At 73.0% G+C, this 20,697-nt stretch carries 16 protein-coding genes; 9 read left to right on the top strand and 7 right to left on the bottom strand.

What is annotated here, in order from left to right:
* Window positions 1-5: 5 nt before the first annotated feature.
* From ACPC54_RS16670 to ACPC54_RS16655, 4 genes are all read right to left on the bottom strand, one after another.
* Window positions 6-800, bottom strand: coding sequence for an SDR family NAD(P)-dependent oxidoreductase (locus ACPC54_RS16670; RefSeq protein WP_498965514.1), 795 nt, complete (start codon window positions 798-800; stop codon window positions 6-8).
* Window positions 797-1,912: a hypothetical protein gene (locus ACPC54_RS16665; RefSeq protein WP_498965513.1), complete on the bottom strand. Its 1,116-nt coding sequence runs from the start codon at window positions 1,910-1,912 to the stop codon at window positions 797-799. Before ACPC54_RS16665 ends, ACPC54_RS16670 begins: the two co-directional genes overlap by 4 nt.
* A complete protein-coding gene (locus ACPC54_RS16660) occupies window positions 1,909-3,831 on the bottom strand; it encodes a nucleotidyltransferase domain-containing protein (RefSeq protein ID WP_498965512.1) in 1,923 nt (640 codons plus the stop codon). Before ACPC54_RS16660 ends, ACPC54_RS16665 begins: the two co-directional genes overlap by 4 nt.
* A gap of 598 nt (window positions 3,832-4,429) precedes the next feature.
* Window positions 4,430-5,350, bottom strand: coding sequence for an ATP-binding protein (locus ACPC54_RS16655; protein WP_498965511.1), 921 nt, complete (start codon window positions 5,348-5,350; stop codon window positions 4,430-4,432).
* Between the two features lie 148 nt (window positions 5,351-5,498).
* Between ACPC54_RS16655 and ACPC54_RS16650 the strand changes: the two genes are divergently transcribed.
* Genes ACPC54_RS16650 through ACPC54_RS16640 form a run of 3 tightly spaced genes read left to right on the top strand, consistent with a single transcriptional unit; the run spans window position 5,499 to window position 8,032 of the window.
* Entirely contained in the window at window positions 5,499-6,584 is a 1,086-nt protein-coding gene (locus tag ACPC54_RS16650; protein ID WP_498965617.1) for a helix-turn-helix domain-containing protein, read from the top strand.
* Window positions 6,585-6,597: 13 nt separating this feature from the next.
* On the top strand, window positions 6,598-7,266 hold the full coding sequence (locus ACPC54_RS16645) for a YdcF family protein (RefSeq protein WP_498965510.1): 669 nt from the start codon (window positions 6,598-6,600) through the stop codon (window positions 7,264-7,266).
* Window positions 7,214-8,032 (top strand): WbqC family protein, encoded by an 819-nt coding sequence (locus ACPC54_RS16640; protein WP_498965616.1) that lies wholly within the window; start codon window positions 7,214-7,216, stop codon window positions 8,030-8,032. The genes ACPC54_RS16645 and ACPC54_RS16640 overlap by 53 nt, the downstream gene beginning before the upstream one ends.
* 712 nt (window positions 8,033-8,744) lie before the next feature.
* Here ACPC54_RS16640 and ACPC54_RS16635 read toward each other — a convergent pair.
* The gene (locus ACPC54_RS16635; protein ID WP_498965509.1) at window positions 8,745-10,076 is read right to left on the bottom strand and encodes an MFS transporter; all 1,332 of its coding nucleotides are present in this window, start codon (window positions 10,074-10,076) and stop codon (window positions 8,745-8,747) included.
* Between the two features lie 312 nt (window positions 10,077-10,388).
* On the opposite strand from ACPC54_RS16635, the gene ACPC54_RS16630 reads away from it, so the two are divergent.
* Window positions 10,389-11,999, top strand: coding sequence for a hypothetical protein (locus ACPC54_RS16630; RefSeq protein ID WP_498965508.1), 1,611 nt, complete (start codon window positions 10,389-10,391; stop codon window positions 11,997-11,999).
* 12 nt (window positions 12,000-12,011) lie between these two features.
* Here the strand turns inward: ACPC54_RS16630 and ACPC54_RS16625 are convergent, their stop codons facing one another.
* Window positions 12,012-12,479 (bottom strand): VOC family protein, encoded by a 468-nt coding sequence (locus tag ACPC54_RS16625; RefSeq protein ID WP_498965507.1) that lies wholly within the window; start codon window positions 12,477-12,479, stop codon window positions 12,012-12,014.
* Between the two features lie 175 nt (window positions 12,480-12,654).
* On the opposite strand from ACPC54_RS16625, the gene ACPC54_RS16620 reads away from it, so the two are divergent.
* Window positions 12,655-13,968: a hypothetical protein gene (locus tag ACPC54_RS16620; RefSeq protein ID WP_498965506.1), complete on the top strand. Its 1,314-nt coding sequence runs from the start codon at window positions 12,655-12,657 to the stop codon at window positions 13,966-13,968.
* Between the two features lie 108 nt (window positions 13,969-14,076).
* On the opposite strand, the gene ACPC54_RS16615 is transcribed toward ACPC54_RS16620, so the two are convergent.
* Window positions 14,077-15,675, bottom strand: coding sequence for a PucR family transcriptional regulator (locus ACPC54_RS16615; protein WP_498965505.1), 1,599 nt, complete (start codon window positions 15,673-15,675; stop codon window positions 14,077-14,079).
* Between the two features lie 145 nt (window positions 15,676-15,820).
* On the opposite strand from ACPC54_RS16615, the gene ACPC54_RS16610 reads away from it, so the two are divergent.
* From ACPC54_RS16610 to ACPC54_RS16595, 4 genes are all read left to right on the top strand, one after another.
* Complete coding sequence (locus tag ACPC54_RS16610; protein WP_498965504.1) at window positions 15,821-16,417, top strand: PadR family transcriptional regulator; 597 nt, start codon at window positions 15,821-15,823, stop codon at window positions 16,415-16,417.
* Window positions 16,414-17,664, top strand: coding sequence for an FAD-dependent oxidoreductase (locus ACPC54_RS16605; protein ID WP_498965503.1), 1,251 nt, complete (start codon window positions 16,414-16,416; stop codon window positions 17,662-17,664). The genes ACPC54_RS16610 and ACPC54_RS16605 overlap by 4 nt, the downstream gene beginning before the upstream one ends.
* Before the next feature lie 203 nt (window positions 17,665-17,867).
* Window positions 17,868-19,496, top strand: a complete 1,629-nt coding sequence (pruA, locus tag ACPC54_RS16600) for an L-glutamate gamma-semialdehyde dehydrogenase (RefSeq protein WP_498965502.1) — start codon at window positions 17,868-17,870, stop codon at window positions 19,494-19,496.
* Between the two features lie 159 nt (window positions 19,497-19,655).
* Complete coding sequence (locus ACPC54_RS16595; protein ID WP_498965501.1) at window positions 19,656-20,585, top strand: proline dehydrogenase family protein; 930 nt, start codon at window positions 19,656-19,658, stop codon at window positions 20,583-20,585.
* Window positions 20,586-20,697 lie beyond the last annotated feature (112 nt).

Genomic DNA, 20,697 nt, shown 5'->3' with positions numbered 1-20,697 from the left:
GCGGGTCAGTGGAGGAGCCAGCCGCCGTCGACGTGCAACGACTGGCCGGTGATGAAGGACGCGCTGGGGCTGGCGAGGAAGGCGACCACAGCGGCGACGTCCTCGGGGCGGCCTCGGCGCTGGATGCACTGCCGGCGGATCTGGTCCTCGGGTCGGGCTCGGTGGTGGGCGGACAGGTCGTTCTCAGCCTCGACCTGGATGGCTCCGGGTACGACAGTGTTCACGCAGATCCCGGCCGGTCCAAGTTCCCTGGCCAGCGACCTGGTGAGGCCGAGGAGTCCGGCCTTGGCGGTGCTGTAGGCGGTGAGTCCGGGGCGGCCGACGCGGGCGTTGACGCTGCCGATGTTGACGATCCGGCCCCATCGGCGCGCGGCCATGCCCGGGGTGATGGCACGGCACGTGCGGTAGTGGATGGTCAGGTTGGACTCGATGGCGCGCGCCCACTCGTCCTCGCCGAGCTCGTCCCAGGGGATGCGGGGGTAGGCGCCCGCGTTGTTGACGAGGACGTCGATGGGCCCGAGTTCGGACTCGACCTGGCTGGTGAGTGCGGCGACGGCGTTCGGGTCGGTGAGGTCGGCGCTGACCTCGATGCCGCTGCGGCCTTCGCGCCGTATGTCGGCGAGCACGGTGCGGGCCTGGTGGATCTGCGCGAGGTGGTTGACGGCGACGGCGGCTCCGGCAGCGGCCAGTGCTCGGCTGATCGCGGCGCCGATCCCGGTGGCTCCGCCGGTCACCAGGGCTACCCGGCCTTGGAGCGGCAGGGCGGCGATGGGCAGTTCAAGCGGCGTGGGTGTGGTCATCGTCCATCCGATCGTCGGGGCCGGTGGTCGGTGGCCGGCGCGGGCTGGGTGCGGGTGAAGGTCTGGCAGACGGTCTCGGGCTGCTGGGTCTCGGCGAGCTTGGCCAGGAGCAGGAGGAGGTCGTGGCCGGTGAGGCGGCCGGGCGGGATCACGCCGAGGATCCGCAGGGCGAGGAAGTGGCGGATCTGGGCGAGGAAGCGGTCCGGGTCCAGCCCGGCGGCGGGCGCGAGGTCGGCGCGAACTCGCCTCAGCAGGCAGTCGATTGCGGCCTGGCGCCCGGCGCCGACCGTCCAGGTGTATCGGATTTCCAGACGGCGGTGGCGCTCGTCGTGGTCGACGTGTTCGAGGCGCGGGGTGGCGACCGGCGGCAGGTGCAGCGGCAGGGTGCGGGCGTAAACGTCGGGCTGGTAGGTCGGTACGAGCCAGCCGCCCATGCCCAGCAAGTACCAGATGAGGATGGCGACTTCCCCGGCGAGCGTGTTGCGTCCGGCGTACTCGAAGTCGAGCCAGCACAGCGGGTCGGCGATGTTCGGTTCGGTCGGGTCGCCCTGGGTGAGCGCGGTGACCCAGGTACGGGCGGAGCAGAGCGCTTCGCGGGCTTCCCAGATGATGGCGGGCAGGTCGAGGCGCATCGGGACGCCGTTGACGACGAGGATGTGGCCGGTGAGGGCGTGCACGGGCAGCGGCTGGTCGGTGCGTGGGGCGGGGACGGTGAGCTGGCCGGACAGGTACCAGGTATCGATCCGCCCGCCGGGGCGGATGCGGTCCAGGTAGAGGCCGGGCACGCAGTCCGAGAGCGGCGCGGTGCGACCGCTGTCGGCGACTGCGGCGAGCAGGCTGTCGCAGACGGCGTCGATCAGCGCGGTGACCCGGGGCAGGGCAATCAGGTGCCGGTCGGCGGTGGCGATGACGTCGCCGAGCAGCATGCTGCACCGGCCGGTGGCGAGCACGTCCTCGTACGCCACGACGTGCTTGCCCGCTGCCTGGCTGCGGCCCAGCAGGCGGGGGACCGGCAGCGTGCGGGCGGTGGCCTGCCAGCCCTCGACCTCGGCCTCTGCTGCGGCGGGGGCGAGGATCTTGCGGAAGGCCGGGACCGAGGCGGGGCCGTTCATGCGCGGCTCGTCGGCAGGGCGATGGTGGCCAGCCAGTGGCCCAGGACGATGCTGGCCAGCTCCACCGCCTTCTCGCGGTCCTCGCGGGCCTGGCGGCGCAGGTCGGCGTCAGTGGTGGGCTCGCGGTCGAGGAAGACGCCCAGCGCGTCGTCGTCGGAGGCTCGTTCGGTGCCCTCAAAGCGGAGCATCACCTTGGCTAGCAGGGCGGTGATCTTGAACAGGGCGCGGAGGTCGGGGGCTCCCTTGAGGAGTTGGCGGCGGATCTCGATGGCGGCCTGCACGCCGGCCTCGACGCTGGCCGCCACGTCGCCGGCCGCGTCCGGGGCGGGCAGGGCCAGGCCGGGGCGGCACCACAGCGGTACAAGGGAGCCAGAGCCGATCAGCATGAGGACGTGCAGCAGGCGGGAGGTGACCGCCCCGGTTCGGCACTCGTCCTGGGTCAGCACGGTCAGGCCGAGCTTGACGCCACCGAGATCGGCTTCGAGTTCGGCGAGGGCCTGCCGGAGCGCGGGGAGGCTGTCCTGCTCGGCGACGACAAAGACGTCCAGGTCGGACCATCCGTGCTGGTACTTGCCGCGCGCTCCGCTGCCGGTCACAGCGAGGAGGTCGATGGTGGGCGGCACCTGGACGGTGGTGCGGTCCAGCAGCTCGGACAGGTAGGACTCCAGGTGGACGGGCAGGCCCAGAGTGTTCACCGGCGCGGTGGTCGGCCTGCGCAGCGGCCAGCGCCGGGCCAGGGCGATCCCGTCGAGGCGGCGCTCCAGGTGGAGGCGGCTGTGGTTGTTGTCGATGACCTCCTGCGCGAGCGAGGCGATCCCGGCCGCGCCACGGCGGGCCTTGACGGCGTCGCGCTCGACCACGTCCTCGGGTCCGGCGGTGCCGCGTTCGGCGCGGACCTTCGGAGTCGCGTCGACGTACACGACGGTCAGCTGCTCGCCGAGCATCCGCCGCAGCTCGGCGGTCGCGTCCTGGTCGTGCAGCGACTCGATGGTGACGTGGTCGAGGAAGTGGTGGGCCGCGCAGTAGCGGTCGAGGCCGTCGACCAGCAGTTCGGCCCGCACCACGGCCGGGAGCTCGTACGGGTCGGCGATGCCGGCGCGCTGGGCGGCGTCCTCGATCAGATAGCCGATCTTGAGGCGAGCGTATCCGTGCCTGACCCGCAGGTACTCGCCCGCCGTGCTCTTGCCGCTCTCCGACATGCCACCGAGTGCGACCACCTGCAGGCCCGGAAGGGCGCGAGACGGCACGAGCGGGGCGACCGGGTGCAGGCGCTGGCGGATCTCGTCCTGGACGGCCATGACCCGGCGCTCGCCCACCACGATGGTCTGAGCCCACCTGTCTTCGGCGACGAGTTGGTGCATCTGCAGGTGGAGGTGCCGCTGGTAGTCCGCGTAGGTCGGGGTGACGTGCCGCTCGTGCGAGAGGCTGCGGGAGGTGCCGATCACCGGGTCGTCGTCATGGAGGAGCACGATGCCGTGCTCAGCGGTCTCGGCGGCTCGCACGTCGGCGGCGTAGGCGTCGAGCAGTTTGCGGGCCCGGTCGGCGGCCTCGTCAGGGCTGAGGCGCTCGCGCACCGCGACGGTGGCGGCCAGCGAGGCTTCCAGCATCGGGATGCCCCGGTCCATCAGGCGCACGGGTGCGGCGGCGGGCCTGCGGGAGCGTTCCAGGTAGGAGCTGGCGAGGACGTCGGCGACCTCCTCGATCGGGCCGAGCTCGAACCACCAGGCGCCCATGCCCATGGCCTTGATGGCGTCCCAGCGCGGGTCGTAGCCGTCCAGCGGCCCGGTGGCGTGGGCGTCGGGTCCGAGGCGCCGAGCCAGGATGCCGATCTGCTTGGTCTTGCCGACGTTGTCCGGACCGCTGATCGCGATCGTGACGTGCCGGGAAGGCGTGTGGTCGTGCTCAGGGGAGATGGACACGATTCCTCCGGGTGGTGCACAACGTCCGTGGGGCAGTTGGTGGCTCTCGGCCGGGCGCCGCGAGGACGCCCGGCCGAGAGCCGGATCGGGTCGGGTTACCGGCCCGGGTACGGCGGCTGCGGGACCGGCGGGGCCGGGGGCGGAGGCGGCGGGGGCGGCGGAGGCTGGGGAGCCTCCAAGGTCGGAGCGACGGTTTGCGGCACGGCGAATCTCCCTTCGGCGTGACGGGTTTCCGGCCTGGCGGGTCGCCAAGGCCGGCGAATGCGGGCGGCGTCGATCAGGACCGGCAGCGCACGGGATCTGTCGTGCCGGAGATCCGCACGGCCTGGCGGGCGCGGCGGTCACGGGCTTTCCGTCCTCGCCCAGAGGATCGGTCATCGGTGGCGAAGGCCCGGCCTCAGTGGAGCCGGGCCCCGTGCGCGGACGGCCCAATTCACCAACGAGCCGCCAGCGTTCACCGAACCCAGCGGCCCGGTGTTGCGGTGGGCCGGCACCGGTCGGAGCAGCGGCGTGAGGCCCTTCCGCAGCAGCCCCCGGCGGGGCGGGCGCTGGGGGGTCGGCACACAGGGGCGGCGCCGGAGGTTCTACGGCCGGACGGTCACGCCGCCGGTATTCGCTCCAGCGCCGCTGGCCCGCCCTGCGGCGCCGACACCACCGGCCGGCGCCGGGAGGCCCGCGAGGCGGCCACGGGGAGTGGCGCGTCAGCGTGCAGGCCGGTCACCACGGCACGGGCGGGTGCAGTCAGATCGAACTCGGCCCACACCGACTTCCCGCCCCCGGCAAGGGAGTCAACACCGAACCGCTCCGTCAGGGCGAGGACGAGCGTGAGCCCACGGCCGCCGACCGCCTCGCCGTCCGCCGCCCTGAGCTCGGGCAACCCGGGCCCGGGATCGCTGACGCACACCCGCAGCGCACCGCCTGCGCCGATCCCCAGCGCCGCGCCCAGCACCAAACCCGCCCGTCCGTCCCCGCAGCCGTGAACGACCGCGTTGGTGGCGAGCTCGGACAGCACGACCTTCACATCGCCCGCAAGATCGTCCGACTCCTCTGCACCCAGGCCGAGTTCTGGCAGTGCCCGCTGCGCCCAGCGGCGGACAGACCCGATGCTCGCCCGGTCGGCGGCGAACCTCATCGTGACGGTTCGTGATCCCGGTTCCATGGGCTGCCTCACTCGTTCGGGGGTCGGAAAACGGTCTTGGGGGCCTCGCACGACGAGGAGCCGTATGCCGGCGTCGGCGAGGTACCTGAGCCGACGGTCGGCGTCAGCGCGGCTGCCGAGGTGCGCGATCGTGGGCAGGACCACGGCATACAGGTCGGCCCGCTCCTTGATACGGATGAGGAGGACGTCGGGCTTGGCGCCGTCATCGGCGATCACCTCCGCGAGGCTGAACTCCCGGCGCTCACAGAAGTCGTTGAGGACGCCGGCCAGCGCGTGCCGGCGAGGCAGTCCGGCGGCGACGGCCTTACAGAGAAGTCCGACCACCACGGGCTGCGGGACGGGGAGTTGCTCGGTGAGCATCCGCTTCCTTCCTGTCGCTGAGGTCGTCTTCTTCGAGGCTGCCCGAACCCGGATCGCCACGGAATCGCGCGTCGTGGCAGTTCCGTGGCAGTTTCGACGCACCGTCACTGCCCCCAGTGCTTCGATGGTTTCCGAGCAGGAGGTGACGATGGCGGCGGTGATCGTGTGGACCGGGCTCGAAGCAAAAGCCCTGCGGGTGGCGTGCCGCAAGTCAGTGCGGGACTTCGCCGCGCTCCTTGGCATGTCGGTGCGGGCGGTGACGAACTGGGAGAGGCTGGGAGCAGGAACCCAGCCCCGGCCGGACACTCAGGCGATCTTCGACACCGTGCTGCGCCAGTGCGATCCCGGGGCCCGAGTGCGCTTCGAAACCCTCGTAGCGCAGCAGACCGGCGTTCCGATGCACGCGGAGATACAGGCAGGGCCTCGGGCATGGGAGTACGAATCGTGGACGGAAGACATCGAGCGGGCGGTTCTTGCTGCGGCTCGGCAGGACTTCGTCTTCGCCGGAAGCCTGCTGGAACGCTGGCGATCGCGCTGGGCTGTGCGAGAGCTCGACGAGCGAGGTCTCTATCTGCTGGCCCGCTCGAGCGCGCTCGTGGGTGACCTGCGCCGCGACCAGGGGGTGCTGCTCGGTCCGCTGTCGGCTGTGACGTCGTACACCCAGGCGCGGTCGTTGTTCTCCCAACTCGATATCCCGAGGCGGACCGCGCAGTTGGATTTATCGCTGGCGGTGGTCACCGAGATGTCGGGGAAGCTCGGTGCGGCGGCGTCCCGGTACTCGGAGCTGGCCGGCGACGTCCGTCTCAGCCCGCGGGACCGGGCGAGGGCGGCCCTTTGGGTCGGCACCGCGTTGGACAAGCAAGGGCGGCATGAGCAGGCGATCGGCATCACGGAGTCGGCGATCCTGGCGTTCGAGAATCTGGGGGAGGTGGAGGACTGGGCGACAGCGCACCAGAAACTCGCGCTCGCGCACCGGGGCACGGGGAACCTCGGGGAGGCGGCACGACAGATCGAGATCGCGCGGTCGAACGCGACCGGTTCCGTCCCGATGCAGGACGTGCGGCTGACCACCGCTCACGGGCACATTCTGCTGAGCGACCGCGCGACTGCTGGAGAGGGGCTTGCCCTGCTGGACCGGGCCGAGGCGCTGGCGGCCAAGTACGGTATGACCCACCAGCAGAGGAGCATCCAAGGCATCCGGGCCAGCTTCCAGCGGGCACCGTGCCTCCAGTGAGCGGGAGAACGACGTGGCGGACACTCGGCAGCGCGAGATCACCGATCGGCAGTGGGCGGACGCTGCGCTGATCTGGGAGTTCCACCAGATGGGGCATCAGCGGCGGCTGTGCGACGTGGCGATCGGCCTGGGCTGCCACGACCTCGGGGTCGCCGCCGAGGCGGCCGAGCTGTACCTGGACGGCCTGGTGTCCAGGATCGTGTTCACCGGCGGGCCGAACCCGTCCCGGCCGGACCACTTCCCCCGAGGTGAGGCCGCGCACTTCACCGAGCACGCCCTCTCGCTCGGCGTGCCCGATCACGCGATCCTCCAGGAGCCGCGGGCCCGCAACACAGGGCAGAACATCCAGTACTCCCGGGAGGTCCTGGAGGCCGCCGGCCTCGAAGTGCACTCGGTGCTGCTGGTGAGCATGCCGTACATGGAACGCAGGGCGTACGCCACGTGCCGCAAGGTGTGGCCGCAGGTCGAGGCGGTGTGCGCCTCGGCCCCGATGAACCTGAACGACTACGTGAAGACGATCGGCGATGACGGGCTTGTGATCGACGGCCTCGTGGGTGACCTCCAACGGGTGATCGAGTACCCGAGGCTAGGGTTCGCCGTCGCCCAGGATGTTCCGGAGACCGTCCGTGATGCGTACCAGCGGCTTCTGGCCGACGGATTCGACAGCAAGCTGCTCACCTGACGCAACACCAGTCGGTGGGCTGGTGTGTGCCATCCACCAGCCGAACCTGTTTCCCCGCCTGTCCACCCTCGCCAAGCTGTTCACCGCGGACGTGTGGATCGTCCTGGACGACGTGCAGTTCGCCCGCCGTGACCACCAGCACCGCGCCCGCCTCGCGCCGGCCGCAGGCGCACCTGGCCTTACCCGATGGCTGAGCATCCCCACGCACCTTCCGGCGGGGCGGGCGACCTTGATCAGGGACGCCCGAATGGTCGCTCCGAAGCCCAGCCGCCATCGGACAGCGGACCTGCTGCGCGAGCACTACCGGACCGCTCCTCACTGGGCGGCGTTCAAGGACCGGCTGGACCGACTCCTCGACGTATTCGAACGCACCGACCGGACCGGGATCGTGGCGCAGGAGTCCGCGCTCCTGCTCCTGTCGATGGTCGGCTGGACCGGCCAGGTAGTGGCCAGCAGTGACCTGAACGCGAGCAGTGACCGCTCCAGGCGTCTGGCCGACCTGTGCTTAACGGTCGGTGCCGACGCCTATCTCTGCGGGACAGGCGGCATGCGATACATCGAACCTGCGGCGTTCGACCGCGCTGCTGTGGAGCTGAGGCCTTTTGCGGTCCCGAGCAGCGGTTTGTGGGCCGGAGCGTCCCGGACGAGTGCGGTCGCCGCACTCACCACCTACGGGCCGCACCGGCTGGCCGAACTCCTGAGCCACCGGGCCGCCGCCGCCCGCTCGAGGACTCCCCGCTCCACGCCGTCAAGCTCCGCCCCCTGAGCGAGCCCGCCACCTGCCCGCCCGCCCTTCCCGAACCCTCCTGACCCCGCCCCCGCTTCGGCCCCGCCGACGAGGAAGCGCCGCGTGGCCGCGCGGCGTCGCTCGCAGCCGGCTTCCTCGGCAGCGGGGACGGCAGTCAACAGCGTTGCTGCCAATGGCTGGACAGACCCTGCCGCGCCGACCGTACGGAAGCCCCAGCTCACCTACTGCATCAAGCTTCGCGGCGTGAGCGTCCAGGCCGTCGAACTGGGCTACGGTTCAATGGCGTTGAGGTATGCGGACGCCGCAGCTGCGGCCTCGCCTCAGGCCGGACCACGGATGCGAGCCTTCCTGCCGGCCAGCAGGGCCCCGCCCTCGCCCACCAGCGACCACCCCGGCGCGCTCGCCAAGCTCCGCGAGGCCGGAGTCGCCATGGGAACAGCCCGATTCCAAGGCCAAGGCGCCGGAGCCGCCCCGGCAGCGCTCCGCCCCGCTGGATCGCATCCAGTGGGGCGGAGGCAGGGCTCGTGCTTCTTGGGGAAGTCGTCAGCCTGCTGCTGCGCAAACCTAGGGCCGGGGCGGGCGCCCGCCGGCAGGCGGGTGGGGGGTGGATGGTGGGGAACGGCGGTAGGGCTGCTCACCGGAGCAGATGATGCGCGGGTGTTCACCCGGTGGGCGGAAATGCCGCTGCCCGGGGCTTCGGGGGAAGTCCCGGGCAGCGGTGTTTCGTACGTCAGTGGTGCTTGGGCTTGCGGGCGACGGCGAGGGCCAGGGCCGCGCAGAGGAGGGCGGCGACGGTGGCGAAGCCGCTGATGGCGGGGAGGAGGCCGTAGCTGCGGACGAGGGCGCCGACGATGACGATGGGGAGGGAGCTGCCGAGGTAGACGATGATCCAGAGGGCGGACAGCTCGGAGCCGCGGCGTTCCGGGTTCATCGCGGCTACGGCGGTGGTGAACAGGGACCGGAAGGCGACGCCCTGGCAGGCGCCGCCGAGGACGCTGCCGATGAAGAGCAGGGCCGGGGTGCCGGTGTAGCCGGCGGCGACGACCAGGGCGAGGCCCGCGGCGAGGCCGCTCATGCCGAGGGCGATGACCGTACGGTCCGAGGTCGGCGGGACGATCAGCTGGGCGGCCGCCGAGGAGCCGAGGAGCAGGGCCGCGACCACCGCGCCGACCAGGTGGGACGGGGTGTGCAGCAGCTTGGCGGCGAAGGACGGCGCCAGGCTGAGGTAGACGCCGAAGACCGCGTAGGAGATGAACCCGGCGGTGGCGGCGAGCAGGAACTCGCGGCGGCCGGTGCGCGGCAGCCGCAGGCGCTGCGGGCGCAGGTGGGCCGGGGTGGTGATGCGCGGCGGGGACGCCGGGGGGCGGTTGCGGCCGGGCATCCGCGGGTGGACGACGGCCAGCGGCACGCAGAGCGCGAGCAGGGCGATGGCGTGCAGCAGGAAGGGCGTCAGCAGCGGGTCGGAGCCGCCGGCCAGCAGGGCGCCGACGATCGGGCCGAGGGCGACGCCGCCCGCCGAGCAGGCGAGGGTGAGCTTGGCGGCCAGGGTGGGGTGGTCGGGCAGCAGGTCGCCGAGGGCGGCGCCGGCGGCGCCGGTGGACAGGCCGACCGCGACGCCCTGGACGGCGCGGCCGAGGGCGAGCTGCCAGAAGCTGCCGGAGGTGGCGAAGACCACGTCGCCGACGGCGGCCAGGGCGACGGCCGGCAGGATCAGGGCGCGGCGGCCGAGGTGGTCGGACCAGTGGCCGACGACGGCGAGCACGGGGACCAGCGCGAACACGTAGATCGTGAACAGGATCGTGGTGTCCAGCGGGTTCAGCCCGAGGCGCTGCTGGATCATGGGGTAGATCGGCGTCGCCAGGTTGGCACCGATGAGCATCAGCAGCAGGGCCGTCGACACCAGGCCGACGCGGACTCCGCGCAGCGCGTTCCAGCGGCTGATCGCGGAGAGCTGGAGCTGGGGCCGGGGCGCGAGCTCCAGGGGAAGCAGGGCCTCCGACAGTCGGCGTCCGTCGAGCTGCGCGGTGCGCAGGCCGGTGCCGGCGGGGGAGAGGTCCGCCATGAAAGGGATCTCCTGTGGCAGGGCACCACCGGGTCGGCGGGGTGTGCCGGCGCGCCCGTCCTGAGGCGCTGTGGTGGTGCCGAGGTGCGGGGCTCCCAGGTGGAGCGGATGAGCTGAGAGGGTGGGCTTCGTCGCCCGGTGGCCCGTGCGGGGTGTGCGCGGTACCTCCGCGAAGGATAAGGGGTGGGCGCACGGTTTCGGCGCGCGCCCCCTTGAGGCCGGGCACCGGGGGTGCCCGGCCTATACGCTGAGGTGGTAGACGGGTACGCGGCGCTCACGGGCGGGCCGCTGGCTGAGGGAGAACGCGCGACGATGGCCGGACGACGTCGGAAGAACGCAGGGGCTTCGGAGGGCGAGGGGGCCGCGGGGGCCGTCCTGCCCGCCGACATGGAGCTCCAGGACCTCTACGGGGCGTTCGCCGCGCACGGGCTGGACGACGACGGCCTGGACGACGACGCGGCCGTGCTCGTCCCACCGGTGAAGCTGCCCGATGAGACGGAGCTGGCGGCGCAGGCGAAGGCCGTGCCGATGCTCGGTTACGCGCTGGCGCTGGCCCGCTGGGCGGCCCCGCACCGGGTGGTGGACGAGTTCGGCGACCTGGTCGAGGCGGACCGGGCGCCCGCCGCGCGGCTGCTGGGCCTGGCCCCGGCCGAGGGCGAGGTGGCGGAGGAGGACGAGATCGAGGCGCTGCGGGCCTGGTCGCTGGCCTGTGACCTGGACCTGGTGGAGCTCGGCACGACCGAGGCCGGCGAGCACGTGGCCGTCCCCGGCCCGGACCTGGAGCCCGCCGAGGAGGGGGACCCGGAGACCGTCCTGGAGCTGTGGCTGACCGCCGCCGGGATCGTCCGGGAGCTGGCCGTGGAGGCCGACTCGCTCCCGGAGGACGAGGAGGCGCGGGCCGCGGAGGGCGAGGAGGACGAGGACGGCCTCAACGAGCTGGAGGAGGCCCGGGAGGCCGCCGCCGAGCTGCTCGACGAGGCGCTGCAGGTGCTCTACGAGACCACCGCCTTCGCCGAGCCCGGCAACGAGACCGTGCCGCTGGGCGTGCTGGCCGCGCTGCTGGTGGTGCCCGAGGGCGAGGAGCCGAGCGAGGAGCTGCTGGGCGAGATCACCGACGTGATGGTCGCGCTGGACCCGATGCTGGCCGACCTCGCCGAGCTGGGCCTGCTGGAGTACCGCCCGATCGACCCGGAGCTGTTCGACGAGGAGGAGGGCGAGGAGCCCGCCGTCGTCGGCGAGGCGCCGCTGGACGAGGAGGAGTCGGCGCGGTTCGGGCTGGTCCGGCTCACTCCGCTCGGCCAGTACGGCGTCCGGCAGTGGCTGCTGGAGGACGGCTACGACGCGCCGCTGGTCGGCGACCTCGCCGGGGGTGACGCCGCCGAGTTGCTGCGCGCCGTGTGCGAGTCGGTCAATGTGCTGCCGGAGGAGGAGCTGAAGGTCTGGCTGGCCGGCCGGGAGCCGGTGCCGGCCGCCCGGGAGCTGCTGGCGGCCGCGCGCGGCGCCGACGCGTACGCGCCGATGCGGCGGGTGCTGGCCGTCGAGGGCCTGCGGGTGCTGGGGGCCGACGCCGAGCCGGCCGCCCGGGAGGTGCTGGACGACCCTGAGCTGGGCGGCGCGGCCCGGGCCTGGCTGGCCGCGATCGGCGCGGCGGACGTGCCGGTGCCGGAGCGGTCGATGGCGCTGTGGACGGTGGTCGACACCTTCGCCGCGCAGCTGCTGGGGACCGGTGGCGAGACCGAGCTGCGCGAGCTGATCGCGGACCTGCCGGTGGCGGACGACCCGGCGGACTGGTTCGGCGAGGTGTGGCGGGTCGACCACCCGTACACGGCGGACGTCCTGGAGGCGATCGGGGAGCTGCACCCGGACCGGGCGGTGGCCAAGGAGGCGCGCAAGGCGGCCTTCAAGGCGCGGTCGAAGCAGTAGCCGGGCAGGCCGCTACGGCAGGTCGAGGGAGCCGTCCTCGGCGAAGGGGAAGAACGGGTTGTGGGCCAGCTCCCACAGGTGCCCGTCCGGGTCCTCGAAGTAGCCGGAGTAGCCGCCCCAGCTGGTGGTCGTCGGCGGCTTGACGACCACGGCGCCGGCGTCCACCGCCGTGCGCAGCGCGGCGTCCACCAGCGCGGGGGACTCCAGGTTCACCGCGAGGGTGACGCCGCGGAAGGACGGCTCGCCGCCGCCGGGCACGCCCGCGTCGGCGGCGAGCTCGTCGGCGGGGAAGAGGCCGAGCACCGAGTCGGCGGTGCGGAACCAGACGATCTCCGGGCTGGAGGCGGTGGAGCGGCGCCAGCCCAGGCTCTCGTAGAAGCGGGCGCTGCGGTCGAGGTCGGAGACGCCGAGGGTGACGATGCTGATCCGGGCGGGGAAGGCCCCGTCGTGCGGTGCGGTCGGGTGGTTCTGTGCTGTCATGCCGCCCAGGGTAGGGAGCGCGGCTGACAACCGGGGGCTGACACGGCGCTCGCCGCGGACGGGTGCGGACGGGTGCGGGCGGGTGCGGGCGGGGTGCTGTGCCGGAGCTGATGACCCGACGGGTGCCGGGCACGTAAGCTGGCGTGTCGGCGTGGTGGGTGCGAGGGAACCGGGGGTGCGGCACAGGATGGCGTGGGAGATCGGCGGCGGGCCCCAGGACCGGAACGTCCAGCGGGCGGCGCCCGATCGCGCCGCCGATCCGATGGGCCGCGACCCGGCCGACCGGGTGGACCAGGTGGACCGGACGGACCGGACGGACCGGACGGGCCGGACGGGCCGGGACCAGGGACAGACCCAGGGAGAGGCCCAGGGACAGGCCCCGGGGGCCCAGGAGGACCGGTTCGCCGAGCAGGAGGAGTTCTCCCGCCGCGCCCTGGCCGGGGTCGACTTCCCGGTGTACGGCGTGGCCGCCGGCCCGGCGCGCGGCGGCGCGGCGCTGGCCGCCTTCGAGAGCTGCGGGGGCCGGCTGTGCTGGGTCGAGGTGCAGTGCGGCGACTGGACGTCCGCGGCCGGCCCGTACGTGACCGTGCGCAGCTACCGCCCGGGCGCGGACGGCTGCGAGTCGCTGCCCGAGCTGGAGGACGTGGTCGAGGACGAGCGGGACCGGCTCTACGAGCAGTCCGGCATCGACGAGGGCGACGGGCCGGGCCGGGTGCGGGCGTTGCGCGAGTGGATCACCGTGGACGGCGAGCCGCGGGCGGTGGAACTGCACGAGGACCGGCCGGTGCTCTGGCCCGGCGCCCCGGCGGAAGGCGGGGCCGGGCCGGTGTGGGCCGGGCGGCTGCGGGTCGGCGGGCAGACCGTGACGGTGTGCGGGCGCGGGGTGGCCCCCGGCGGCGTGGAGCTGGGCGGCATCGGGGACTTCGAGCGGCACCTGCGCGGGCGCACCGAGTTGCTGCGCGACCTCGCCTCCCGGCGGGCCCGGTACGTGCCGGTCGAGGAGCGCGAACTGCCGCCCGTCATCGGGCTGGAGGCGCACCGGGCGCTGGTCGCGCAGTCCGTCGCGGAGACGGCCGCGATCGAGGCGCAGGTGCGGGCCGGGCGGACGCCGCGGCTGCCGCGGCACCTGCGCGGGGAGGTCGGGGCGGTGCGCTGGGAGGCGGCGGTGCGCCAGCAGATGCGGCTCGCCACGGAGAGCCGGGAGGAGGCGGTGGCGGCGGTCACCGCGATGGTCGACCACCTCAACCGGCTGTCCCAGCAGACGCATTGGCTGGTCGGCACGGCGGAGGGAGCGGCCGCCGTCGAGGAGGTCGTGCGGTACACGGTGTTCGCCAGCGAGGTGGCCAGCCTGCCGGCGCAGCGGGCCTGGGCGCAGCTGTGGCGGGAGCGGCCCGCGGGTGGCGGGGCGCGGGAGTGGGAGGAGCAGCGGCTGGCCGAGCAGTTGTGGCTGGCGGCCTGGGAGCAGTGGCTGGCGGCGCGGGCGGGGTGAGCCCGGCCGGGCGGGTCCGGACGGCGGGGTGGCGGCGGCTGAACGAGCACAAGCGCGTTCAGGGCTACGGAGCCTGACCGTCAGTCAGGTGGATCGGCTGCCCGCGGACTACTCGTCCGCGGGCAGCCGCAGTTGCAGCATCGCCAGCAGCCGCTGCTGCGGCTGGGCGAGGTCGATGCCGGTCAACTGCTCGGCGCGGCGCACCCGGTAGCGCAGGGTGTTGGGGTGGATGTGCAGGGCGTCGGCGGCGACCCGGACCTCGCCGAGCGCGTCCAGCCAGGCCAGCACGGACTCGGCGAGCCGGGTGCCGTGCCGGCGGTCGTAGGCGGTGAGCGCGGTCAGCCGCGGGTCGCGCAGGCCGGTGCGCTCCTGGAGCAGCGCCACCATCTCGCTGACCAGCACCTCGGCCTGGACGTCGATCAGCGCCGCGACGTCGAGGTCCACGCCGCCGCGGCCCATCGCGTCGAGGATGCGGTCGGCCTGGGCGCGGGAGTCGGGCACCTGGGCGAGGCCGTCCACGGTGGAGCCGATCGCGGCGCGCAGCGGGACGCCGAGGTGGTCGCGGGCGGCCTGCACCACCTCGCGCGCCCAGTCCCGGACGGTGCTCATCGGCAGGCCGGGCGGCAGTTCGGGCAGCAGCACGTACACCCGGGACTCGATCGGGGCGAGCAGGGCGGTGCGGTGCCGGGCGGCGGTGTGCACCGAGATCAGGCCGGTGACGTCGGAGCGGTGCAGCGCCTCGGTGGTGTTCGCGCCGTAGGCGAGCACGGTGGCCGGGCGGCGCACGTCCAGGCCGAGGTGGGTGGCGAGCGACTGGGGGCCGGTGGAGCCCTCCAGCAGGCCGGTCAGCAGGGTCTGGGTGAGCCGCACGTCGGCGGACAACTCGCGGCGGCGGCGCACCAGTTGGGCGGCCGCGACGCGGGCCGCGCCGACCAGCGCCTGCTCGGCGAGCGGGGCCAGCGGCTGGGCGCCCTCCTGCACCCAGATGGTGCCGAGCGGCTGCGCCCCGGCCCGGATGCCGACCGCGAGGCGGCGGCGCAGGCCGAGCTCGGGGTGCGGCTCGACCGCGATCGGGGCGTCCGAGCTGCGCAGGTGCTGGAAGATGCCCCACTCGCGGAGTTTGGAGAGGTACGGCTCCGGGCCCTGCCAGCCGAGGATGGAGAGCCGGCGCAGGTCGTCGACCTCGTCGGAGTCGGAGGAGCGGGAGTAGGCGAGCACCCGGCTGGAGGTGTCCTCGATCGAGACGATGCCGTTGGTGAGCACGGCGACGGTCTGGGCGAGGGAGAAGAGGTCGCCCGCGTTGGGCTCGGGGGTGCCGGCGTCCGGCGGGTCGGTGCCGGCGATGATCGCGCGGGCGAGCGAGTCGAGGTGCTCCCAGCGGGTCTCGCGGCGCACCGAGAGCAGGGCGACGCCGGCCTCGGTGGCGGCCTCGCGCAGCGGGTCGGCCTGGCCGGGGGCGTCCAGTTTGACGGCGACGGCGGCGGCGCCGGCCCGGCCGGCGGCGCGCAGGGCGGGCAGGGCGGCGCGGCCGCGGGCGCCGATGGCGAGCACGAGTTCGCCGGGGGCGGCGACCGGCGGGTCCTCCGGGTCGAGGATCGCGACGTCGCGGACGGGGACGTCCAACCCCTGTGGGGCGGCCTGGAGTTCGACCAGCGGCTCGCCGAGGGACATCAGCAGTTGGCGGAGCGGGAGGCCGGGGGTGGTCACGTCACTCCTAGTTCGTCCGGGCGGACAGCGGGCCGGGGTCGATTTTAGCCGGACGGACAGAAGAGAGTTGGTCATCCCTGAATAGTTGACTTCGACTATCTGAGAATGGATAGTCAGTACCGACCAAGTGATGAGGAACGCTCTCATGGCGAAGCGACGCAAGGTCTCGAACCCGCTGGCCCTCGTGGTCCTGGCCGAACTCGGAGCCGAACCGATGCACCCCTACGAGATGGGGCGCCGGCTCAAGGAGCACGGCAAGGACCGCAACGTGAAGTACAACCGCAGCTCGCTCTACATGGTCGTGGAGCAGCTGCGGAAGGCCGGGTTCGTCGCCGAGCAGGAGACCGTCCGCGACACCCAGCGGCCGGAGCGCACCGTCTACGCCCTCACGCCCGAGGGCCAGACGGAGATGCTCGACTGGATGCGCGAGTGGGTCTCCGAACCGCAGGACGAGTACCCGGCGTTCGGGGTCGCCCTGTGCCTGCTCGTGGTGCTCCCGACCGAGGAGTCGGCCGAACTGCTCGGCCGGCGCCTGGAGGCGCTGGACGAACGGATCGACACCTCGCGCGCCCTGCTGCGCAAGGGCGAGGAGATGGGTGTCCACCCGATGTTCGTCGTCGAGGAGGAGTACGCCCTCGCGATGCTGCAGGCCGAGCGCCGCTACACCGAGAGGCTCATCGCACAGATCGGGGATCCGGAGTTCAACCGGACCTTGCGGGAGTTCATGAGGAGCCTGGAATGAGCACTGACCGCACCACCCGCACATCGAAGAAGGCCCTGGTCATCGGCGGCGGCATCGCCGGCCCGGTGATGGCCCTGGCCCTGCACAGGGCGGGCATCGAGGCGGAGGTCTTCGAGGCCTACGGGAGCTCCGCCGAGGGCGTCGGCGGAACCTTCGGGATCGCCCCCAACGGGCTCGGCGCCCTCGCCGTCGTCGGGCTGGAGGCGGAGGTCGGCCGGATCGGGCAACCGGTCGGGCCGATGGTCATCGAGGACGGCAAGGGCGGCGTGCTGGGCGAGTTCGCCGGCCTCGCCGACCTGCCGCGCCAACGGCTCATGCGCCGCGCCGAGTTGTACGAGGTGCTGCGGCGCCGGCTCGCCGAGACCGGCATCGCCGTCCGGCACGGCAAGCGCCTGGTCGGCGCCGAGGAGGGCGCCGGAGGCGTCACCGCCCGCTTCGCCGACGGCACCAGCGCCACGGGCGACGTGCTGATCGGCTGCGACGGCACCGGCTCGGTCGTGCGCACCCTGATCGACCCGGCCGCGCCCGCCGCCCAGTACACCGGACTGCTCGGCATCGGCGGCTACAGCGCGCACCGGCTGCCCGGCCGGGCCGGGCGCGGCGAGACCGTGCACTTCGCCAACGGCGCCCGGGCCTTCTTCGGCTACTGGGGCCTGGCGGACGGCAGCGGCACCGCCTGGTTCAGCAACATCCCGCAGCCCGAGCAGCTGACCCCGGAGCACGTCCGCGAGGTCGGGATGACGGAGTGGCTGCGCCGCTGCCGCGACCTGCACGCCGACGACCTGCCGGCCCGGGACGTGCTGCGGCAGGCCGACCCCGGCAGCATGGAGGCCTTCCCGCGGCTGGAGATCATGCCGTCCGTCCCGCACTGGTACCGCGGCCGGATGGTGCTGGTCGGCGACGCCGTGCACGCGCCGTCCAACAGCTCCGGCCAGGGCGCCTCGCTGGCCGTCGAGAGCGCCGTCGAACTCGCCCGCTGCCTGCGCGACCTGCCCGACCACACCGAGGCCTTCGCCGCGTACGAGGCGATGCGCCGGCCCCGGGTGGAGAAGATCGCCGCCGACGCCGCGCGCACCAACAACCAGAAGGCCGCCGGGCCGGTCGCGCGGACGGTGTTCCGGCTGGTCGCGCCGATCCTGATGCGGACCGTCATGAGCCCGGAGAAGATGCTGCGGCCGGTGCACGGCTACCGGATCGACTGGGACCGGCGGGTCCAGCCGGTCGGTCGGACGGGGCGGGCCGCCTGACGCGGCCGCCGGACGGGCGGCCGTCTCCGGGCGGGTCCGTGACCTGGACGTGATCGTGTTCGTCGGGCCGGACAACGCCGTACGGGGGAATTTAGCCGCCCGGCCAATCATGCGGCCGGGCGGCCAGGAATAGCGTTCCTGACTGTGACCGGCGTGCAATCCGCGTCGGCCTCCCCCCACGATCGAAGGAGAGCGTGCGCTCTATGGACGCTGTGACCCAGGTCCCCGCGCCGGTGAACGAGCCGGTCCACAGCTACGCCCCCGGCAGCCCGGAACGGGCTCGCCTGGAGGCCAAGCTGAAGGAGCTGGGCGGCCAGGAGCCGGTCCAGCTGACCATGACGATCAACGGTGAGCGCCGCATGGGCGGCGGCACCGAGATCCACGTCGTCCAGCCGCACAACCACGCGGCGCGGCTCGGCACCCTGCGCAACGCCACCCAGGCCGACGCGCAGGAGGCCATCGACACTGCTCTGGCCGCGGCCCCGGCCTGGCAGGCGCTCTCCTTCGACTCGCGCGCCGCGATCTTCCTCAAGGCCGCCGACCTGCTGGCCGGCCCCTGGCGCGAGACCCTGGCCGCCGCCACCATGCTCGGCCAGTCCAAGACCGCCCAGCAGGCCGAGATCGACACCCCCTGCGAGCTGGTCGACTTCCTGCGCTTCAACGTGCACTTCGCCCGCCAGATCATGGCCGAGCAGCCGGTCTCCTCGGACGGCGTGTGGAACCGCAGCGACCACCGCCCGCTCGAAGGCTTCGTCTACGCCATCACCCCGTTCAACTTCACCGCGATCGCCGGCAACCTGCCGACCGCGCCCGCGCTGATGGGCAACGTGGTGCTGTGGAAGCCGTCCCCGACCCAGCAGTACTCCGCGCACCTGCTCATGCAGCTGCTGGAGGAGGCCGGCCTGCCCAAGGGCGTCATCAACATGGTGACCGGCGACGGCCTGGACGTCTCCGCCGTCGCGCTCAAGCACCCCGCGCTGGCCGGCATCCACTTCACCGGCTCCACCGCCACCTTCCAGCACCTGTGGCGCGAGGTCGGCAACAACATCGCCGGCTACCGCACCTACCCGCGGATCGTCGGCGAGACCGGCGGCAAGGACTTCCTGGTCGCCCACCCGTCCGCCGACCCGGCCGTGCTGAAGACCGCCATGACCCGCGGCGCCTTCGAGTTCCAGGGCCAGAAGTGCTCGGCGCTGTCCCGCGCCTACGTCCCCGCCTCGATCTGGGCCGGCCTGAAGGACGAGTTCGCCGCCGAGGTCGACGGCCTCACCATGGGCGACGTCACCGACCTGTCCAACTTCATGTCCGCCGTCATCGACGAGCGCGCCTTCGCCAAGAACAAGGCCGCCCTCGACCGCGCGCAGGCCGACGCCTCGGTGGAGGTCCTCGCCGGCGGCACCTACGACGACTCGGTCGGCTACTTCGTCCGCCCGACCGTCCTCGTCTGCCAGGACCCGGCCTCCGAGTACTTCCGCGAGGAGTACTTCGGCCCGATCCTCGCCGTCTACGTCTACGAGGACGAGAAGTACGACGAGATGCTGGCCCAGATGGAGTCCGTCTCGGCCTACGGCCTGACCGGCGCCATCATCGCCCAGGACCGCGCCGCCGCCCAGGACGCGATGCACAAGCTGCGCTTCGCCGCCGGCAACTTCTACATCAACGACAAGCCGACCGGCGCCGTCGTCGGCCAGCAGCCCTTCGGCGGCGGCCGTGCCTCCGGCACCAACGACAAGGCCGGTGCCAAGCAGAACCTCGCGCGGTGGACCTCGACCCGCTCGGTCAAGGAGACCTTCGTCCCGCCGACCGACTACCGCTACCCGCACATGGGCTGACCAGGCCCTCCGGCCGCGGGGTCACTCCTTCCGACCCCGCGGCCTCCCCGCGACGCCCCGTCCCGCAGCCCGGCGTCGCACGCCAGGGCGGCGGCCCCACCCCCGTGGCCGCCGCCCCGGCCCTTCTGCCATCCTTGGAAACTCAGCCCAGGAGTCACGATGCTCCGTACCGCCCTTCTCGCGGCCTCGCGGTCCCCGCAGATCCGCACCATGGTCGAGAAGTTCCCGCTCACCCACGCGATCGTCGACCGCTTCGTCGCCGGTGACGCCCTCGACCCGGCCATCGCCGCGTACAAGGAACTGATCGCCACCGGCCGCACGGTCACCTTCGACCACCTCGGCGAGGACACCCTCGACGTCTCGCAGGCCACCGCCACCACCGACGCCTACCTCCTGCTGCTCAAGGCCCTGGAGGAGAACGGCATCGCGGCCGGCGCCGACGTCTCCATCAAGCTGACCGCCGTGGGCCAGTCGCTGCCCGTCGACGGCGAGAAGATCGCGCTGGAGAACGCCCACCGCATCTGCGAGGCCGCCGCGAAGATCGGCATCACCGCGAGCCTCGACGCCGAGGACCACACGATGGCGGACGGCCAGCTCTCCATCGCGCGCGACCTGCGGGTCGACTTCCCGTCGGTCGCCGTCGTCGTGCAGGCCTACCTGCGCCGCGCCGAGGGCGACTGCCGCGACCTCGCCCACGCCGGCTCCCGCGTGCGCCTGTGCAAGGGCGCCTACAAGGAGCCCGAGTCGGTCGCCTTCCAGGGCAAGCACGACGTCGACCTGGCGTACGTCCGCGCGCTCAAGGTCCTGATGGCGGGCGACGGCTACCCGCAGGTCGCCACCCACGACCCCAACATGATCAAGATCGCCGGCCAGCTGGTCGAGTGGAACAACCGCGGCAAGGACTCCTTCGAGTACCAGATGCTGTACGGCATCCGCCCCGAGGAGCAGCTGCGCCTGGCCGCCGAGGGCAACACCATGCGCATCTACCTGGCCTACGGCCAGGAATGGTACGGCTACTTCATGCGCCGCCTCGCCGAGCGCCCGGCCAACCTGACCTTCTTCCTGCGCGCCATGGCGACCCGCAGCTAGGACTCGCCGCACCAGCGCGGCGGGGGGGGCGGCCCCCCCGGCGGGGGGGGGGGGGGGGGGCCCCCCCCATAAATTTAGCAAGATGGGGTTTGAAATGTTGGTTGAAGGGCGG

Origin of the sequence: Kitasatospora sp. NPDC094028 (assembly GCF_049543595.1) — a bacterium.
GTDB lineage: Bacteria > Actinomycetota > Actinomycetes > Streptomycetales > Streptomycetaceae > Kitasatospora.
The sequence above is the reverse complement of the archived record's forward strand: the minus strand, read 5'-3'. Positions and strand labels throughout refer to the sequence as shown.